The sequence below is a fragment of the Pseudomonas sp. FW305-3-2-15-E-TSA4 genome (genome assembly GCF_058787295.1).
The window spans coordinates 180,595-199,789 of sequence record NZ_JBYSZP010000009.1 but is presented as its reverse complement, the minus strand read 5'-3'; the positions used below and the strand labels follow the sequence as shown (position 1 = coordinate 199,789).

14 protein-coding genes are annotated in these 19,195 nt (G+C 61.5%); 9 read left to right on the top strand and 5 right to left on the bottom strand.

Going from position 1 to position 19,195, the window contains the following annotated elements:
- Positions 1 to 105 precede the first annotated feature (105 nt).
- On the top strand, positions 106 to 723 hold the full coding sequence (thrH, locus tag AC3WMV_RS14635; protein ID WP_103369336.1) for a bifunctional phosphoserine phosphatase/homoserine phosphotransferase ThrH: 618 nt from the start codon (positions 106 to 108) through the stop codon (positions 721 to 723).
- An 86-nt stretch (positions 724 to 809) separates the two neighbouring features.
- Here the strand turns inward: thrH and pabB are convergent, their stop codons facing one another.
- The 4 genes from pabB to rloA form a co-directional block, all read right to left on the bottom strand.
- Positions 810 to 2,153 carry an aminodeoxychorismate synthase component I gene (gene pabB / locus AC3WMV_RS14630; RefSeq protein ID WP_103369337.1) on the bottom strand — a complete coding sequence of 448 codons (1,344 nt, stop codon included), beginning with the start codon at positions 2,151 to 2,153 and terminating at the stop codon, positions 810 to 812.
- Between the two features lie 215 nt (positions 2,154 to 2,368).
- Positions 2,369 to 3,355, bottom strand: coding sequence for an alpha-L-glutamate ligase-like protein (locus AC3WMV_RS14625; protein WP_103369338.1), 987 nt, complete (start codon positions 3,353 to 3,355; stop codon positions 2,369 to 2,371).
- Positions 3,355 to 4,890: an osmotic stress tolerance membrane protein RloB gene (gene rloB / locus AC3WMV_RS14620; RefSeq protein WP_007960894.1), complete on the bottom strand. Its 1,536-nt coding sequence runs from the start codon at positions 4,888 to 4,890 to the stop codon at positions 3,355 to 3,357. The genes AC3WMV_RS14625 and rloB overlap by 1 nt, the downstream gene beginning before the upstream one ends.
- A 5-nt stretch (positions 4,891 to 4,895) precedes the next feature.
- Complete coding sequence (gene rloA / locus AC3WMV_RS14615) at positions 4,896 to 5,432, bottom strand: retropepsin-like aspartic peptidase RloA (RefSeq protein ID WP_025110318.1); 537 nt, start codon at positions 5,430 to 5,432, stop codon at positions 4,896 to 4,898.
- A gap of 290 nt (positions 5,433 to 5,722) precedes the next feature.
- Between rloA and AC3WMV_RS14610 the strand changes: the two genes are divergently transcribed.
- From AC3WMV_RS14610 to prpD, 6 genes are all read left to right on the top strand, one after another.
- On the top strand, positions 5,723 to 6,445 hold the full coding sequence (locus AC3WMV_RS14610) for a GntR family transcriptional regulator (protein WP_169432611.1): 723 nt from the start codon (positions 5,723 to 5,725) through the stop codon (positions 6,443 to 6,445).
- Positions 6,442 to 7,335, top strand: a complete 894-nt coding sequence (gene prpB, locus AC3WMV_RS14605) for a methylisocitrate lyase (RefSeq protein ID WP_007960897.1) — start codon at positions 6,442 to 6,444, stop codon at positions 7,333 to 7,335. The genes AC3WMV_RS14610 and prpB overlap by 4 nt, the downstream gene beginning before the upstream one ends.
- A 137-nt stretch (positions 7,336 to 7,472) precedes the next feature.
- The gene (gene prpC / locus AC3WMV_RS14600) at positions 7,473 to 8,600 is read left to right on the top strand and encodes a bifunctional 2-methylcitrate synthase/citrate synthase (RefSeq protein WP_103369339.1); all 1,128 of its coding nucleotides are present in this window, start codon (positions 7,473 to 7,475) and stop codon (positions 8,598 to 8,600) included.
- A 201-nt stretch (positions 8,601 to 8,801) separates the two neighbouring features.
- Positions 8,802 to 11,396 (top strand): Fe/S-dependent 2-methylisocitrate dehydratase AcnD, encoded by a 2,595-nt coding sequence (acnD, locus tag AC3WMV_RS14595; RefSeq protein WP_103369340.1) that lies wholly within the window; start codon positions 8,802 to 8,804, stop codon positions 11,394 to 11,396.
- A 54-nt stretch (positions 11,397 to 11,450) separates the two neighbouring features.
- Entirely contained in the window at positions 11,451 to 12,653 is a 1,203-nt protein-coding gene (gene prpF, locus AC3WMV_RS14590) for a 2-methylaconitate cis-trans isomerase PrpF (protein WP_103369341.1), read from the top strand.
- A gap of 305 nt (positions 12,654 to 12,958) precedes the next feature.
- Positions 12,959 to 14,443: a 2-methylcitrate dehydratase gene (gene prpD / locus AC3WMV_RS14585; RefSeq protein WP_103369342.1), complete on the top strand. Its 1,485-nt coding sequence runs from the start codon at positions 12,959 to 12,961 to the stop codon at positions 14,441 to 14,443.
- A gap of 204 nt (positions 14,444 to 14,647) precedes the next feature.
- On the opposite strand, the gene ppsR is transcribed toward prpD, so the two are convergent.
- Complete coding sequence (ppsR, locus tag AC3WMV_RS14580) at positions 14,648 to 15,466, bottom strand: posphoenolpyruvate synthetase regulatory kinase/phosphorylase PpsR (RefSeq protein WP_007960912.1); 819 nt, start codon at positions 15,464 to 15,466, stop codon at positions 14,648 to 14,650.
- Positions 15,467 to 15,640: 174 nt separating this feature from the next.
- On the opposite strand from ppsR, the gene ppsA reads away from it, so the two are divergent.
- Both ppsA and AC3WMV_RS14570 read left to right on the top strand, forming a co-directional pair.
- Complete coding sequence (gene ppsA / locus AC3WMV_RS14575) at positions 15,641 to 18,016, top strand: phosphoenolpyruvate synthase (protein WP_096797095.1); 2,376 nt, start codon at positions 15,641 to 15,643, stop codon at positions 18,014 to 18,016.
- A gap of 187 nt (positions 18,017 to 18,203) precedes the next feature.
- A complete protein-coding gene (locus AC3WMV_RS14570; RefSeq protein ID WP_103369343.1) occupies positions 18,204 to 19,193 on the top strand; it encodes an alpha/beta fold hydrolase in 990 nt (329 codons plus the stop codon).
- Positions 19,194 to 19,195: the final 2 nt, after the last annotated feature.

The window sequence follows — 19,195 nt, the reverse complement described above, 5'->3', positions numbered from 1 at the left end:
AAAAAGCGGCGGAGTAGGGTGTGCCCGCTGCGTTGCGCGGTGGCGGGGGAGTCGCTAGAGTTCGGGCTCGCTCGACTCAATAATCACTACAAACGGGAGTGTCTTGTGGAAATTGCTTGCCTGGATCTTGAAGGGGTACTGGTGCCGGAAATCTGGATCGCCTTCGCCGAAAAAACCGGAATCGAATCCCTCAAGGCCACCACCCGGGACATTCCCGATTACGACGTGCTGATGAAGCAGCGTCTGCGCATCCTCGACGAGCACGGCCTGAAACTCTCGGACATTCAAGAAGTGATCGCCACCCTCAAGCCGCTGGATGGCGCGGTGGAGTTCGTTGACTGGCTGCGCGAGCGCTTTCAGGTGGTGATTCTCTCGGACACTTTCTACGAATTCTCCCAGCCGCTGATGCGGCAACTGGGCTTCCCGACCTTGCTCTGCCATCGCCTGATCACTGACGACAGCGGGCGGGTGACCGGCTATCAATTGCGTCAGAAAGATCCCAAGCGTCAGTCGGTGCTGGCATTCAAGAGCCTGTACTACCGGGTAATTGCGGCGGGGGATTCGTATAACGACACGAGCATGCTGGGTGAGGCGGATGCGGGAATTCTGTTCCATGCGCCGGACAACGTGATTCGCGAGTTCCCGCAGTTTCCGGCGGTGCATACGTTTGCCGAGTTGAAGCAGGAGTTCCTCAAAGCTTCTAACAGAGCGTTGAGTTTGTAGTCGTCTGGAAGGACGCTTTCGCGAGCAGGCTCGCTCCCACAGGGAAATGCATTCCTAATGTGGGAGCGAGCCTGCTCGCGAAGCTTTTAAAGGTTTTGCAGGGTTTCGAGGAGGATTCTGACCTTGGTAATCGACTCCTGATACTCCGCCTGCCAGTCCGAATCGGCCACGATCCCGCCGCCACCCCAGCAACACACTTGCCCATCCTTGACCAACAGACTGCGAATCGCGATGGAGCTGTCCATCTCGCCGCGTACGTCCAGGTACAGTAACGAACCGCAATACAAACCGCGCCGGGTCGGTTCCAGTTCATCGATGATCTGCATCGCACGGATCTTCGGTGCGCCGGTGATCGAGCCGCCGGGGAAACTGCCGGCAATCAGATCCAGCGCATCGCGATCCTCGGCCAGTTCGCCGGTCACGCTGCTGACCAGGTGATGCACGTTGGGATAGCTTTCCAGGCTGAACAGCTCCGGCACCCGCACCGAACCAATCCGGCAGGTGCGGCCGAGGTCGTTGCGCAGCAGGTCGACGATCATCAGGTTTTCTGCGCGATCCTTGGGGCTGGCCAGCAGTTCGGCGGCGTTGGCGGCGTCTTCGGCAGGCGTCAGGCCGCGAGGGCGGGTGCCTTTGATCGGGCGGGTTTCCACCTGACGCTGGCTGACTTTTACGAAGCGCTCCGGCGACAGGCTCAGCACCGCGTCACCGTCGGGCAGGCTCTGGAAACCGGAAAACGGCGTCGGGCAGGCCTCGCGCAACGCGCAATAGGCCAGCCACGGATCGCCCTGACAGGTCGCGCGGAAACGCTGGGCGAAGTTGACCTGATAGCAGTCGCCGGCCTGGATGTATTGATGAATGCGTTCCAGCGCCTGGCGATAGTCATCGGCCGACAGATCGGCGGTCATCGGCGTGTCCAGCTTGAATGGGGTCAGCGGCGCCGAGGTCGGTTGGCTGAATAGCGTGATCAGCCGTTGCCGCTCGCTGTCGGCCAGCGACGGGTGAAACACCAATTGACTGGTGGCGGTCTGGTGATCACTGATCAGCGCCCAGTCGTACAGACCGAACCGCGCGTCGGGCAATTGCAGATCGTCCTTGGCCTGGCTCGGCAGATTCTCGAGATGTCGGCCGAAGTCGTAGCTCAGATAGCCGATCAGGCCGCCAGCGAAGGGCAGGTCATATTCGCCAGGCAGCTGCGCTTCGCCCAGGCGGGTCAGGTTATTGCGCAGGCGTTGCAGGAAAACGCTGCCGCTTTCGTCGGGCAACACCGCCAGTTGTTCCAGCGGCCAGGCGCTGAGCAGGTCATAACGGCCACGGTCAGCACTCGGCCGACCGCTGTCGAGCAGCACGGCGCCGGGCGCATGGCGGATGGCCGCGAAGTAATCGGCGGGGTTGGCGCGGTAGGGCAGCGGGTGTACGGAACAGGTCAACATGGGCGGGGCAGATCAGCCATCGAGGCGGGGTGGGGATTGTAGTCCTCTGCGGGAGTTGCTCCTAGAGGGGATGTCGGGGATGAGCAGATTGGGGGCAGGGTTGAGTCTTGTAGTGGCGGTAAGTCCGCTATCGCGAGCAGGCTCACTCCTACAATTTGGAATGCGTTCCCCTGTAGGAGTGAGCCTGCTCGCGATAGCCGCGCCTCAGTGCTGGATCAGCCCTCGACCGCCGGAATATGCCCAAACATCTCCTGAGTAAACGCCACCCGTTCCTCGACCGACTCCGTCACCCCGCGTGCCTTCAGCTCTTCCAGATGCGCCTCGACCGCATGCGTACGCAGGGTCAGCCCGCAATCGTTGGCAATCTGGATATTCAGCCCCGGCCGCGCGTTCAGCTCGAGAATCAGCGGGCCTTTCTCCTGGTCGAGCACCATGTCCACACCGATGTAACCCAGGCCGCACAGCTCGTAGCAGCCGGCGGCGAGCTTCATGAAACCGTCCCAGTAGGGCAGTTGCACGCCGTCCACCGCGTTGGTGGTGTCGGGGTGTTTGGTGATGATGTTGTTCAGCCAGGTACCGCGCAGGGTCAGGCCGGTGGCGAGGTCGACACCGACGCCGATGGCGCCCTGGTGCAGGTTGGCCTTGCCGCCGGACTGACGGGTCGGCAAACGCAGCATGGCCATCACCGGATAGCCCATCAGCACGATGATGCGGATGTCCGGCACGCCTTCGTAGCTGATGCTCTTGAAGATCTGGTCCGGGGTCACCCGGTATTCGATCAGCGCGCGGTCGCGGTGGCCGCCCAGCGAATACAGGCCGGTAAGAATGCTCGAGATGTGATGTTCGAGTTCTTCATGGGCAAGGATCTTGCCCGAGACCGTGCGATAGCGGCCCTCGAAGCGGTCGGCGATGACGATGATGCCGTCACCGCCAGCGCCCTGGGCTGGCTTGATCACGAAGTCGTTGCGCCCGCCGATGATCTCGTCGAGCTTGTCGATTTCCTTCTCCGTGGAGATCACGCCGTACAGTTCCGGCACATGAATGCCGGCCTCGATCGCGCGCTCCTTGGTGATGATCTTGTCATCGACGATCGGGTACAGGCTGCGCTTGTTGTACTTGAGCACGTAGTCGGCGTTACGCCGATTGATGCCCATGATGCCCCGCGCCTCCAGCGCCTTCCAGGTCTTCCAGAAACCGAACATCAGGCGTCAGCCTTTTTCAGGAAAGCCTTGAAGCGCACCAGTTCGGTCAGGCGGTAGCCGCGATAGCGACCCATCGCCAGCATGAAGCCGACCAGAATCAGCAGGATCGCCGGGAAGGTGAACACGAAGTACACCAGCTCGGGCACGGTCATGATCAGGTGTGCCAGCGAGGCGGCGAACAGGGTGCCGATCGCCACTTTCATGGCATGGCTGGCGCCGCGTTCTTCCCAGGTGATCGACAGGCGTTCGATGGTCATGGTCAGAATCACCATCGGGAACAGCGCCACCGACAAACCGCGCTCCAGGCCGAGTTTATGGCTGAACAGACTGATGGCGGCAATCAGCACCACCACGAAGGTCAACACCACCGACAGGCGCGGCAGCATCTGCAGCTTCAGGTGTTCCAGGTACGAGCGTAAGGACAGGCCCAGCGCGGTGATCACGGTAAACAGCAGGATGCCGAAGCCCAGTTGCGTTTCGCGGAAGGCCAGGGCGATCAGCACCGGGGTAAAGGTGCCGAGGGTCTGCAGGCCGATCAGGTTGCGCAGGATCAGGATCACCAGCACGCCGATCGGGATCATCACCATGATCATGAACGTCTGCTGGGTCTGCAGCGGCAGGCCGTACAGCGAGTATTCGAGGAAGTTGGCGTCGGTGTTTTCGTCGGTCAGCTTGGCCAGACGAATCGCGTTCATCTCGCTGTTGTTCAGGCTGAAGGTCACGTTGGCTTTCTTCGCGCCCTCGATGGTGATCAGGTTTTCATCACCGGTCCACCACAGCAGGCGGTCGGTCGGCAGGCCTTGCTCGCCGGTTTCCGGGTTGAAGTACAGCCAGTCGTTGCCGTTGAAACTGCGCAGCCACAGTTCCGGGGTTTGCGGCTGATCGGCGACGAGGCGGATGGTGTGGACTTTTTCCACCGGCACGTGAGCGATCGACAGCAGCAGTTCGACGATCTTCGCCTTGTGCGGTGTCGACGGGTCGCCTGCCAGCAGCAGTTTGACGTTGTCATCGTTGGCGTTGTTGACGCGTTTGATCGCTTCGCCGATGAAGGTTTCGACGTCGGCCGAGTGCTGGCGGATCGGCGCGAGCAAGGCTTCGGCGGCGATTTTTTCCGGGCCTTCGATGGCGATGCTGTCGCGGAAGGTCGGGCCTTTGATCTTGGATTTTTCCGCGGTGTAGCGCTTGGTCAGCACCAGACGGTAATAAAGGGTCTGGTTGCCCTTGGCCCGGCGCGCCGACCAGGTGACCTTGCGGTTGCCGTCGACGCGGTTGACTGCCACGCCGTAGTTATTGGAGATAAAGCTTTCGTTGAGGCTGACGTAATCGCGGCTCAGCGGTGGCACGAACATCTGGACCTTCACCGGGTCCTTGGTGCTGGCGACGAACTCGACTTTGGCGTCGATGTTCCACAAGTCGTCGGTGGCATCTTCGGTCACCGGGATGCCGAGCACGAAAATCTGATAGGCCGTAACCGAAACGCCCAGGAGCACCAGAATGGTGATCAGGATTTTCAGGTGGAAGGTTAGAGAACGCATGGAAATTACTCGGCGGTATGAGCGGCGATGGTGCAGGCAGGTTTGCCGGCAGCGTATTTAAGACTGGGGTCGACCAGCGCGTCGAAGCGTTTCAAGGCTTCGGAGCCGATCAAAAGCGGGTATTGGAACGCACTTCGGTCGGTCAGGTTCACTTCGATGCTGCGCAACGCCGTGCCCATGCAGATATCCAGCTCGATCACCGGGCGCGCGGTGTACTTTTTACCTTCTTCCGGGTCGTAGTCGCCGGCGCGGCGTTTGATCTTGCTGACCCGGGCCAGCGGCCGCTCGATCGGGTGCGAATGCGCCGCGTCGATCGCCAGGTAGAAACGCACCCAGGACTCGCCGTTGCGTTTGAAGCGTTTGATGTCGCGGGCACTCAGCGAGGCGGTTTTGGCGCCGGTGTCGAGTTTGGCCGCGACTTGCAGATTGATGCCGTCAAGCGATGCGTATTCGTTGAGGCCGTACACGGTTTTTTCCCCCGCCGCGGCGAGGCCGGGCAGGCAAAACAGCGCAAAAAATGTGGGGAAGGGCTTGAGTCTCATAAATCCTGGTGCGCAGCGTTCCGTTTTCGGTTCAGGTTCCTGGCAATACTGCGCAAGCTCCTTCGTGTGCCTATCAGCTTTTTATGACAAGCCGTACAAATGGCCAGCAAATGCGGGCGGCATTCTAGCACGGTGGTTTTATGGCGCCAGCGCCCGCGCCGGTCTATAACCCTTGGGGTTGTTGGAGAGGGTTATTAGACGATTGTCGACAATGTGGATTTATCCTTTGACTGATGCGGGCTAATTGGCTAGTTTTTGCCGCATTGGATTTGAAGGTGTCGACAATCATGCTGGATCAACTCGATCCCCCGGTCATCAGCGGCGACGATTCCGAGACGCTCTCGGAAAACGTCTTCCGGCGCATCCAGGCGGCCATCGTCAAAGGTGAGATCGCCCCCGGCAGCAAGATCTCCGAGCCGGAGCTGGCGCGCACCTACGGCATCAGTCGCGGGCCGCTGCGCGAGGCCATTCATCGGCTCGAAGGCCAACGCCTGCTGGTGCGCGTACCGCATGTCGGCGCGCGGGTGGTGTCGCTCAGCCACGCCGAATTGCTCGAACTCTACGAAATCCGCGAATCCCTTGAAGGCATGGCTTGCCGGCTGGCGGCCGAGCGCATGAGCGTCGAAGAAATCGACGAACTGCGCCGGGTGCTGGAAACCCACGAGCGCGACGCGGCGTTCCAGGCCGGAGTCGGCTATTACCAGCAGGAAGGCGATTTCGACTTTCACTACCGGATCATCCAGGGCAGCGGCAACCGCACGCTGACCCAGATGCTCTGCGGAGAGCTGTACCAACTGGTGCGCATGTACCGCATCCAGTTTTCCACCACGCCCAATCGCCCGCGTCAGGCCTTCGCCGAACACCACCGGATTCTCGATGCCATCGCCGACCGTGACGGCGAGCTCGCGGAATTGTTGATGCGCCGCCACATCGGCGCCTCGAAACGCAACATCGCCCGTCATTACCAGGACGGCGCCGACAATAAGACAGCCACTGAACGAGGTGAGTCATGAGTTCCAAGCAGAACACTCCAGGCCAGCGTTTCCGCGATGCGGTCGCCAGCGAGCACCCATTGCAGGTGGTCGGCGCGATCAACGCCAACCACGCGCTGCTGGCCAAGCGCGCCGGTTTCAAAGCGATCTACCTGTCCGGTGGCGGGGTGGCCGCAGGCTCGCTCGGCGTGCCGGACCTGGGTATCACTGGCCTGGATGACGTGCTCACCGACGTGCGGCGCATCACCGACGTCTGCGACCTGCCGCTGCTGGTGGACGTCGACACCGGTTTCGGTTCGTCGGCGTTCAACGTGGCGCGCACCGTGAAGTCGATGATCAAGTTCGGCGCGGCGGCGATTCACATCGAAGACCAGGTCGGCGCCAAGCGCTGCGGCCACCGTCCGAACAAGGAAATCGTCAGCCAGCAGGAAATGGTCGACCGCATCAAAGCCGCCGTCGATGCCCGTACCGACGACAGCTTCGTGATCATGGCGCGGACTGACGCGCTAGCGGTGGAAGGTCTGGAGTCGGCACTGGATCGCGCCGCGGCGTGCATCGAGGCCGGCGCCGACATGATTTTCCCGGAAGCCATCACCGAGCTGGAGATGTACAAGCTGTTCGCCAACCGGGTGAAAGCGCCGATTCTCGCCAACATCACCGAGTTCGGCTCCACTCCGCTGTACACCACCGAGCAACTGGCCGGCGCCGACGTGTCGCTGGTGCTGTACCCGTTGTCGGCGTTCCGCGCGATGAACAAGGCCGCGGAAAACGTCTACACCGCGATCCGCCGCGACGGCACCCAGCAGAATGTCATCGACACCATGCAGACGCGCATGGAGCTCTACGATCGCATCGATTACCACACCTTCGAGCAGAAGCTCGATGCGTTGTTTGCACAGAAGAAAGGCTGAACAAGATCCCCTGTGGGAGCGAGCCTGCTCGCGAAAGCGGTGAGTCAGGCAATAACAAAGTGACTGACACGACGCTTTCGCGAGCAGGCTCGCTCCCACAAGTTTCCCCTACAAATTCAAGAAAATTGGAGACAGCAATGGCCGAAGCAAAAGTACTCAGTGGCGCCGGGCTCCGTGGCCAGGTTGCCGGGCAAACCGCACTGTCCACCGTGGGCCAGGCCGGTGCCGGGCTGACTTATCGCGGTTACGACGTGCGTGAACTGGCGGCAGACGCGCAGTTCGAAGAAGTCGCGTACCTGCTGCTGTACGGCGAACTGCCGACCCAGGCGCAACTCGACGCTTACCAGCAGAAGCTGAGCAAGCTGCGCGACCTGCCGCAGGCACTGAAAGAAGTGCTCGAACGCATTCCCGCCGACGCCCACCCGATGGACGTGATGCGCACCGGTTGCTCGTTCCTCGGCAACATCGAGCCGGAGAAAGACTTCTCCGAACAGCGCGACAAGACCGACCGCCTGCTCGCCGCGTTCCCGGCGATCATGTGCTACTGGTATCGCTTCAGCCACGACGGCAAACGCATCAACTGCGTCAGCGACGAGCCATCGATCGGCGGCCACTTCCTGCACTTGTTGCACGACAAGAAGCCGAGCGAACTGCACGTCAAAGTGATGAACGTGTCGCTGATCCTCTACGCCGAACACGAATTCAACGCCTCGACCTTCACCGCTCGCGTTTGCGCATCGACCCTGTCCGACCTGTATTCCTGCGTCACCGCAGCGATCGGTTCGTTGCGTGGCCCGCTGCATGGTGGCGCCAACGAGGCGGCAATGGAAATGATCGAGCGCTTCTCGTCGCCGCAAGAGGCGATCAAAGGCACCCTCGGCATGCTCGAGCGCAAGGACAAGATCATGGGCTTCGGCCACGCGATCTATAAGGACAGCGATCCGCGCAACGAGGTGATCAAGGGCTGGTCGAAAAAACTTGCCGACGAAGTCGGTGACAAGGTGTTGTTCGCGGTTTCCGAAGCCATCGACAAGACCATGTGGGAGCAGAAAAAGCTGTTCCCCAACGCCGACTTCTACCATGCCTCGGCGTACCACTTCATGGGCATCCCGACCAAGCTGTTCACGCCGATCTTCGTCTGCTCGCGCCTGACCGGCTGGGCCGCGCACGTGTTCGAACAGCGCGCCAACAACCGCATCATCCGTCCAAGCGCCGAGTACGTCGGCGTCGAACAGCGCAAGTTCGTGCCAATCGAACGTCGCTGAATGGTGGGCTGACCCGGAACCAGAGAACACCGCTAGACCCTGTGGGAGCGAGCCTGCTCGCGAAGACGGACTGACATTCACCATTGATGTCGACTGATCTACCGCTATCGCGAGCAGGCTCACTCCTACAAGGGACGGTGTGAATCTTGAGTCGGGCGTCTGCCCACCCTTTGAAACTACCGTGACCCGAGTCCTGACCCGATGAACACAGAATTCCGCAAAAACCTGCCCGGCAGTTCCCTGGATTATTTCGACGTCCGTGCGGCGGTCGAGGCGATTCAGCCCGGCAGCTACGACACCCTGCCGTACACCTCCCGCGTGCTGGCGGAAAACCTCGTGCGTCGCTGCGACCCGGCCACGCTCACCGATTCCCTGAAACAACTGATCGAACGCAAACGCGACCTCGACTTCCCGTGGTTCCCGGCGCGTGTGGTGTGCCACGATATTCTCGGCCAGACCGCACTGGTCGACCTCGCCGGCCTGCGTGACGCGATCGCCCTGCAGGGTGGTGACCCGGCGCAGGTCAACCCGGTGGTGCCGACGCAACTGATCGTTGACCACTCGCTGGCGGTAGAAGCGGGCGGTTTCGACAAGCAGGCGTTCGAGAAGAACCGCGCCATCGAAGACCGGCGCAACGAAGACCGTTTCCACTTCATCAACTGGACCAAAAAGGCCTTCAAGAACGTCGACGTGATCCCGCCGGGCAACGGCATCATGCACCAGATCAACCTGGAGAAAATGTCCCCGGTGATTCAGGTGCGCGATGGCGTGGCGTTCCCCGACACCTGCGTCGGCACCGACAGCCACACCCCGCACGTCGATGCGCTGGGCGTGATCGCCATCGGCGTCGGTGGCCTCGAAGCCGAGAGCGTGATGCTCGGCCGCGCCTCGTGGATGCGCCTGCCGGAGAGCGTCGGCGTCGAACTGACCGGCAAGCTGCAACCCGGCATCACCGCCACCGACATGGTGCTGGCGCTGACCGAATACCTGCGCAAACAGAAAGTCGTCGGCGCGTGGCTGGAGTTCTTCGGCGAAGGTGCCTCGGCGCTGACCCTCGGCGACCGCGCGACCATCTCCAACATGGCCCCGGAATACGGTGCCACCGCAGCGATGTTCTACATCGACCAGCAGACCATCGACTACCTGAAACTCACCGGTCGCGAAGACCAGCAAGTGCAACTGGTCGAGCAGTACGCCAAACTCAACGGCCTGTGGGCCGACAGCCTGAAAGGCGCGCAATACGAGCGTGGCCTGACCTTCGATCTGTCGTCGGTGGTGCGCAACATGGCCGGCCCGAGCAATCCGCACGCCCGTGTGGCGGTAGCGGATCTGGCGGCCAAAGGCATCTCCGGGCAGTGGGATGACGTGCCGGGGCAGATGCCTGATGGCGCGGTGATCATCGCCGCCATCACCAGTTGCACCAACACCAGCAACCCGCGCAACGTGATCGCCGCCGGTCTGCTGGCGCGCAACGCCAACAAGCTAGGCCTGACCCGCAAGCCGTGGGTCAAATCCTCGCTGGCACCGGGGTCGAAAACCGTGGCGCTGTACCTCGACGAGGCAGGGCTGACCACCGAGCTGGAGCAACTCGGTTTCGGCGTCGTCGCGTTTGCCTGCACCACTTGCAACGGCATGTCCGGCGCCCTCGATCCGGTGATCCAGCAAGAGATCATCGACCGCGATCTGTATGCGACGGCCGTGCTCTCCGGCAACCGTAACTTCGACGGCCGAATTCACCCGTACGCCAAACAGGCGTTCCTCGCGTCGCCGCCGCTGGTGGTCGCTTACGCCATTGCCGGGACCATTCGTTTCGACATCGAAAAGGATGTGCTGGGCATGGTCGACGGCAAGGAAATCCGCCTGAAAGACATCTGGCCTAGCGACGAAGAAATCGACGCGGTGGTGAAGTCGTCGGTCAAGCCGGAGCAGTTCCGTCAGGTCTACATTCCGATGTTCGCCGTCCACGAAGACACCGGCCCGAAAGTCACGCCGCTGTACGACTGGCGCGAGATGAGCACCTACATCCGCCGTCCACCGTACTGGGAAGGTGCGCTGGCCGGTGCGCGGCCGCTGAAGGGCATGCGTCCGCTGGCGGTGCTGCCGGACAACATCACCACCGATCACCTGTCGCCCTCCAACGCGATCATGCTCGACAGCGCCGCCGGCGAATACCTGGCGAAAATGGGCCTGCCGGAAGAGGACTTCAACTCGTACGCCACGCACCGTGGCGACCACTTGACCGCGCAGCGCGCGACCTTCGCCAACCCGAAACTGTTCAACGAAATGGTTCAGGAAAACGGCAAGGTCAAACAGGGTTCGCTGGCGCGGGTCGAGCCGGAAGGTAAAGTGATGCGCATGTGGGAAGCCATCGAAACCTATATGGAGCGCAAGCAGCCACTGATCATCATTGCCGGCGCCGACTACGGTCAGGGTTCGTCCCGCGACTGGGCGGCGAAGGGCGTGCGTCTGGCGGGTGTCGAAGCGATCGTCGCCGAAGGTTTCGAGCGCATCCACCGCACCAACCTGGTGGGCATGGGCGTGTTGCCGCTGGAGTTCAAACCGGGCACCGACCGTAACACGCTGGCCATCGACGGCAGCGAAACCTACGACGTGATCGGCGCGCGCACCCCGCGCGCCGACCTGACGCTGGTAATCCACCGCAAGAATGGCGAGCGCGTTGAAGTGCCGGTGACCTGCCGTCTGGATACCGCTGAAGAAGTGTCGATCTACGAGGCCGGCGGCGTGTTGCAACGCTTCGCCCAGGACTTCCTCGAAGAGTCGGCGGTTGCCGTTTAAATCACGTAGTGCGAGCGCGGGTCGGTTGACCCGCGTTTGCGGATAAGGAGCACCATGGCTCACGCAGCTCATTTCGCACCGCAGATCAAAATCCCCGCCACCTACATGCGCGGCGGCACCAGCAAAGGCGTGTTCTTCAGCCTCAAGGATCTGCCCGAAGCCGCGCAGGTTCCCGGCCCCGCCCGCGATGCCTTGCTGCTGCGGGTGATCGGCAGCCCCGACCCGTACGACAAGCAGATCGACGGCATGGGCGGCGCCACCTCGAGCACCAGCAAAACCGTGATCCTGTCGAAAAGCATCAAGGCTGATCACGACGTCGATTACCTGTTCGGTCAGGTCTCCATCGACAAACCGTTCGTGGACTGGAGCGGCAACTGCGGCAACCTCTCGGCAGCGGTCGGTTCGTTCGCCATCAGCAACGGTCTGGTGGAGGCCAGCCGCATTCCGCACAACGGTGTGGCGGTGGTGCGCGTGTGGCAGGCCAACATCGGCAAGACCATCATCGCCCACGTGCCGATCAGCAACGGCGAGGTGCAGGAAACCGGTGATTTCGAGCTCGACGGCGTGACCTTTCCGGCCGCCGAAGTGCAGGTCGAATTCATGGACCCGGCGGCGGAAGAAGAGGGCGGCGGCGGTTCGATGTTCCCCACCGGTAACCTGATCGACGAGCTGGAAGTGCCGGGTGTCGGCACGTTCCAGGCGACCATGATCAACGCCGGGATCCCGACGATTTTCGTCAACGCCGCAGACATCGGCTACACCGGCACCGAACTGCAAAGCGCGATCAACAGCGACCCGCAAGCCTTGCAGATGTTCGAAACCATCCGCGCCTACGGTGCGTTGCGCATGGGCCTGATTTCCAGTCTGGATGAAGCGGCCAAGCGACAGCACACGCCGAAAGTCGCGTTTGTCGCCAAGCCTGCAGATTACGTGGCGTCCAGCGGCAAGGCGATTGCTGCCGCTGATGTGGATCTGCTGGTGCGTGCGTTGTCGATGGGCAAGTTGCACCACGCGATGATGGGTACTGCCGCCGTGGCCATCGGCACCGCTGCAGCGATCACCGGCACCCTGGTGAACCTCGCCGCCGGTGGCGTTGAACGCACGGCAGTGCGCTTCGGCCATCCGTCCGGGACCTTGCGTGTCGGTGCCGAGGCCAGTCTGGAAAACGGTGAGTGGGTGGTGAAAAAAGCCATCATGAGCCGCAGTGCCCGCGTCCTCATGGAAGGTTTCGTCCGTATCCCTGGCGACTCTTTCTGATCCAGTATCGATGCCCTCACCCCAGCCCTCTCCCGGAGGGAGAGGGAGCAGACCGAGTTGTAATTGGATGTCCTGCGACCTTAAGCATCTTGGCGATTATTGATTCACGGAAGAGCTTTCAGGTCGACGTAAGTGTTGAATATCACCCGGTCGGTTCCCTCTCCCTCCGGGAGAGGGCTAGGGTGAGGGAAACAATCCACTGACGAAACATCACAAAGCAGACACCACGATCTGCTCGAAACAAAAAACCAACCAGCCCCTGAGGAAGACCACCCCACTCATCATTCCCCACCAGGAGAACCGCAATGAGCGCCAACGTCGACCAGAACAACCGTCCCGACTACGACCGTGTCCTGCAGGACATCGCCGATTACGTCCTCACCTTCAACGTCGAATCTGCCGAAGCCCTCGACACCGCCCGCAACTGCCTGATGGATACCCTCGGCTGTGGCCTGCTGGCGTTGCGTTTTCCCGAATGCACCAAGCACCTTGGCCCCATCGTCGAGGGCACCGTCGTGCCGTTCGGGGCGCGGGTGCCGGGCACTTCCTATCGCCTCGACCCGGTGAAAGCCGCGTGGGACATCGGCTGCATCGTGCGCTGGCTCGATTACAACGACACCTGGCTCGCCGCCGAGTGGGGGCATCCGTCGGACAACCTCGGCGGAATTCTCGCGGTGGCCGATCACCTGTCGCAAAAACGCGTTGCCAACGCTGAGGCGCCGCTGACAATGCGCGAGGTGCTAGAAGCGATGATCATGGCCCACGAGATCCAAGGCGTGATCGCTCTGGAAAACTCGTTCAACCGCGTCGGCCTCGACCACGTTCTACTGGTGAAAGTCGCTTCGACCGCCGTCACCGCCAAACTGATGGGCGCCAATCGCGAACAACTGCTGTCGGCGTTGTCCCATGCCTTCGCCGATGGTCAGGCGCTGCGCACCTATCGCCATGCGCCGAACGCCGGGTCGCGCAAGTCTTGGGCGGCGGGGGATGCGACCAGCCGCGGCGTGCGTCTGGCCGACATCGCGCTACGCGGCGAGATGGGCATTCCCGGGGTGTTGACGGCCAAACAGTGGGGCTTCTACGACGTATCGTTCAGCCACACCAACAACGATCTGGCGCTCAAGCCGGAGGGCAAGCGCATCTTCAGCTTCTCGCGGCCCTACGGCAGTTACGTGATGGAAAACGTGCTGTTCAAGATCAGCTTCCCCGCCGAGTTCCATGCGCAAACGGCCTGCGAAGCAGCGGTGACCTTGCATCCGTTGGTGCGCAACCGCTTGCATGAAATCGACCGCATCGTCATCACCACCCATGAGTCGGCGATTCGCATCATTTCCAAGGTCGGGCCGCTGGCTAACGCCGCCGACCGCGACCACTGCCTCCAGTACATGACCGCCGTGCCGCTGGCATTCGGCAACCTGGTGGCTGAACAGTACGAGGGCGCTTTCCACGCCGCGCACCCGATCATTGATGTGCTGCGCGAGAAGATGGTCGTCGTCGAAGACCCGCGTTTCACCCGCGAGTATCTGGAAGCCAACAAACGCTCGATTGCCAACGCGGTGCAGGTGTTTTTCAAGGACGGTTCCAGCACCGAGAACGTGGAAGTCGAATACCCGATCGGCCATCGCCGGCGCCGGGTCGAGGGCATTCCATTGCTGGAGGACAAGTTCAAGGCGAATCTGCTGACACGATTCACCGGGCAGCGCAGTGGCGAGATCTTCGCGTTGTGCAAGGATCAGGCGCAACTTGAGGCGACCCCGGTGAATCGTTTCATCGACCTGTTTGTGATCTGACAACGCGAGCATTGAAGACCAATTGCGGGCGTGAGCCGGCTCACGCTAGCGGTGTGTCAGACAACATCAATGCTGAATGTGCCGCCGCCTTCGCGAGCAAGCCCGTTCCCACAAGGTTTTGTGCCTGGCACAACATGCATGAACACTCTGAAACCCTGTGGGAGCGGGCTTGCCCGCGAAGGCGCCAAAGCAGACGCCGCCAATCTATTTGAAACGCCGCTCCACGCCTTTCTCCACCAGAATCTTCGCCGAAATCTCTTCCACCGAAAAATGTGTGGAGTTGATGTGCGGGATGTTCTCGCGGCGGAACAGGTTTTCCACTTCGCGCACTTCGAATTCGCACTGGGCGTAGCTCGAATAACGGCTGTTGGGCTTGCGCTCGTTACGGATCGCGGTGAGGCGGTCGGGGTCGATGGTCAGGCCGAACAGCTTGTGCTGATGGGCGCGCAGGGCGGTCGGCAGGGTCAGACGCTCCATGTCGTCTTCGGTCAGCGGGTAGTTGGCCGCGCGGATACCGAACTGCATCGCCATGTACAGACACGTCGGCGTCTTACCACAACGCGACACGCCCACTAGTATCAGGTCGGCCTTGTCGTAATAGTGGGTGCGCGCGCCGTCGTCGTTGTCGAGGGCGAAGTTCACCGCCTCGATGCGCTCCATGTAATTGGAGTTATGCCCGATCGAGTGGGACTTGCCGACGGTGTAGGAAGAATGCTCGGTCAGTTCCTGTTCGAGCGGGGCGAGGAAGGTCGAGAAAATGTCGATCATGAAACCATTGGACGTTGCGAGAATCTCACGGATGTCCTGATTGACGATGGTGTCGAAGATGATCGGACGGAAGCCGTCGGTTTCAGCGGCTTTGTTGATTTGTTGTACCATGGCCCGCGCTTTGTCCGCGTTGTCGATATACGGCCGCGTGAGCTTGGTGAAGGTAATGTTTTCGAACTGCGCCAGAAGGCTTTGACCCAGGGTTTCGGCGGTAATGCCGGTGCCATCGGAGATAAAGAAAGCAGATCGTTTCATTTGCACCTTGGGCCTTAAGCTAAAGAGTATTTCTGGATATGATAGGCGCGATTTGCCGGCCGCCATTGGCCCGCATTCTCACTTATTTTCCAGGTCCAGGCCATACAGCCGGCCCACGCTCCCCCGAGCCGCCGGTTTCTGAGCTTTTCCAACACAGTTAGTGGAGAGATCACCTTGGTAGAGTACGTAGTTTCCCTCGATAAGCTCGGCAAACACGATGTTGAGCATGTGGGGGGCAAGAACGCATCCCTGGGCGAGATGATCAGCAACCTGGCGGGTGCCGGTGTGTCGGTCCCCGGCGGCTTTGCCACCACCGCGCAGGCCTATCGCGACTTTCTCGAACTGAGCGGCCTCAACGACCAGATCCACAAGGCTCTCGACGCCCTGGACGTCGATGACGTCAACGCGCTGGCCAAGACCGGTGCGCAGATCCGTCAATGGATCATGGACGCCGAATTCCCTGAAAAACTCAATACCGAGATCCGCACCGCGTTCGCCGCGCTGTCGGCCGGTAACCCTGACGTGGCCGTGGCCGTGCGTTCTTCCGCCACCGCCGAAGACTTGCCGGACGCCTCGTTTGCCGGCCAGCAGGAAACCTTCCTGAACATCCGTGGTGTGGAAAACGTTATCCGCGCCGCCAAAGAAGTATTCGCTTCGCTGTTCAACGACCGGGCGATTTCCTACCGCGTGCACCAGGGCTTCGACCACAAACTGGTCGCCCTGTCGGCCGGCGTGCAGCGCATGGTGCGTTCGGAAACCGGTACCGCCGGCGTGATGTTCACCCTCGATACCGAATCCGGTTTCCGTGACGTGGTGTTCATCACCGGCGCCTACGGCCTGGGCGAAACCGTTGTCCAAGGCGCGGTCAACCCCGACGAATTCTATGTACACAAAGGCACGCTGGAGGCTGGTCGTCCGGCAATCCTGCGCCGCAACCTCGGCAGCAAGGCGATCAAGATGATCTACGGCGACGAGGCCAAGGCCGGTCGTTCGGTGAAGACCGTCGATGTCGACAAGGCCGAACGCGCGCGTTTCTGCCTGACTGACGCCGAAGTCAGCGAGCTGGCCAAGCAGGCGATGATCATCGAGAAGCACTACGGCTGCCCGATGGACATCGAGTGGGCCAAGGACGGTGACGACGGCAAGCTGTACATCGTGCAGGCCCGTCCGGAAACCGTGAAGAGCCGCACCCAGGCCAACGTCATGGAACGTTACCTGCTGAAAGAAACCGGCACCGTGCTGGTCGAGGGTCGCGCCATCGGCCAGCGCATCGGCGCCGGCAAAGTGCGGATCATCAAGGACGTCTCGGAAATGGACAAAGTCCAGGCCGGCGACGTGCTGGTCTCCGACATGACCGACCCGGACTGGGAGCCGGTGATGAAACGCGCCAGCGCCATCGTCACCAACCGTGGCGGCCGTACCTGCCACGCGGCGATCATCGCCCGTGAACTGGGGATTCCAGCGGTCGTGGGTTGCGGCAACGCCACCCAACTGCTCAAGGATGGTCAGGGTGTGACCGTGTCCTGCGCCGAAGGCGACACCGGTTACATCTTCGAAGGCGAGCTGGGCTTCGACGTCAAGAAGAACTCCGTCGACGCCATGCCGGAGTTGCCGTTCAAGATCATGATGAACGTCGGCAACCCGGACCGCGCCTTCGATTTCGCGCAGCTGCCGAACGCCGGTGTCGGCCTGGCCCGTCTGGAATTCATCATCAACCGCATGATCGGCGTACACCCGAAAGCGCTGTTGAACTACGACGGCCTGCCGCAGGAAATCAAGGACAGCGTCGACAAGCGCATCGCCGGTTACAACGATCCGGTCGGTTTCTACGTCGAAAAACTGGTGGAAGGCATCAGCACCCTCGCTGCTGCGTTCTGGCCGAAGAAGGTCATCGTGCGTCTGTCGGACTTCAAGTCCAACGAATACGCGAACCTGATCGGCGGCAAGCTGTACGAGCCGGAAGAAGAAAACCCGATGCTCGGCTTCCGTGGTGCTTCGCGTTACATCAGCGAATCGTTCCGTGACTGCTTCGAACTCGAATGCCGTGCGCTGAAACGCGTGCGCAACGAGATGGGCCTGACCAACGTCGAAATCATGGTGCCGTTCGTTCGTACCCTCGGTGAAGCCAGTCAGGTAGTCGATCTGCTCGCCGAAAACGGCCTGGCCCGTGGCGACAACGGCCTGCGCGTGATCATGATGTGCGAACTGCCATCCAACGCGATTCTCGCTGAAGAGTTCCTCGAATTCTTCGACGGCTTCTCGATCGGTTCCAACGACCTGACTCAGCTGACACTGGGCCTGGACCGTGACTCCGGGATCATCGCGCACCTGTTCGACGAGCGTAATCCGGCGGTGAAGAAGCTGCTGGCGAACGCGATTGCTGCGTGCAACAAGGCCGGCAAGTACATCGGCATCTGCGGTCAGGGCCCTTCGGACCACCCGGATCTGGCCAAGTGGCTGATGGAGCAGGGCATCGAAAGCGTGTCGCTGAACCCGGACTCCGTGCTGGAAACCTGGTTCTTCCTCGCCGAAGGTCAGGCGCAGGCTTGATCCATATGTGAACGGCCATCCTCCCCTGTGGGAGCGGGCTTGCTCGCGAAGACGGAATAAGATCCGCCACAAATGTTGGCTGATACACCGCTTTCGCGAGCAAGCCCGCTCCCACAAAGGTCGGGGGCTTTGAGATTTGAGTAGGGCGGGCTCCTGTAGATGCCGCCCTTTTTTGTGCAAGAGCATTATGCAAAGCAGCAGCAACCTGTTTCCTGTCGCCCTGATCAGCGCCGAACGTCGCGGTGATCTGAGCGAAGACGTGTATCGACTCAAACCCGGCAACAGTCCCGACTGGTCCGTGGAAATCGCCGTTACCCGTTTGGGCATGGCCGACGATACGACACCACGCGGCGTGCCGGTGATTTTGCTGCACGGCAGCTTTTCCAACCGGCGTTTCTGGTTTTCCCCCAAAGGCCTGGGGCTGGGCGCGTACCTGACGCGCCTGGGCTTCGACGTGTGGATCCCGGAGATGCGCGGTCACGGCCTGTCGCAGCGCAACGAGGACTACCGGCGCAACCGCGTGGCCGACTACGCCCGTTACGATCTGCCGGCGATTGCCGCGTTCGTCCGCGAGCAGAGCGGGCAGGTGCCGCACTGGATCGGCCATTCGCTGGGCGGCATCACGCTGGCGGCGGCGCTGGGTGGCGAATACCTCGGCGAGCCGGCCGTGGCCTCGGCGGCGTTTTTCGGCACGCAGGTCAGCCGCACGTACTGGCCGCTGAAAATTCCACCAGTGGAGTGGAGCGGGCGCTTCATTCTCAAGCGTTTCGCGCAGTTGTCCGGCGCACGCCTCAAGCGCGGCCCGGAAGACGAGCCGATCGGGCTGGCGCTGGAAAGCATGCGCTGGTACGGCTTGTTCGGGCGTTTTGGCGACAAGGACAAGGACTGGTGGGCCGGCCTGGCCGAGGTTCAGGTGCCGGTGCTGGCAGTGACCGCGGCGGGCGATCATCAGGATCCGGCATGGGCCTGTCGCAAACTGTTCGAGCAGATCGGCTCCGAGCACAAACAGTTCGTCAATCTGGGGCGCGAGCAGGGCTTCAGCGACAACTTCGGGCATGTCGAGATGTTGGTGAGCAAGGCGGCGCAGGCCGAGGTCTGGCCATTGGTCGCACGCTGGTTGAACGATCAGCAGACGCCGTTGCTTGGCGATAAGCCGGATCTTGCCGCTGCGGTCTGAGT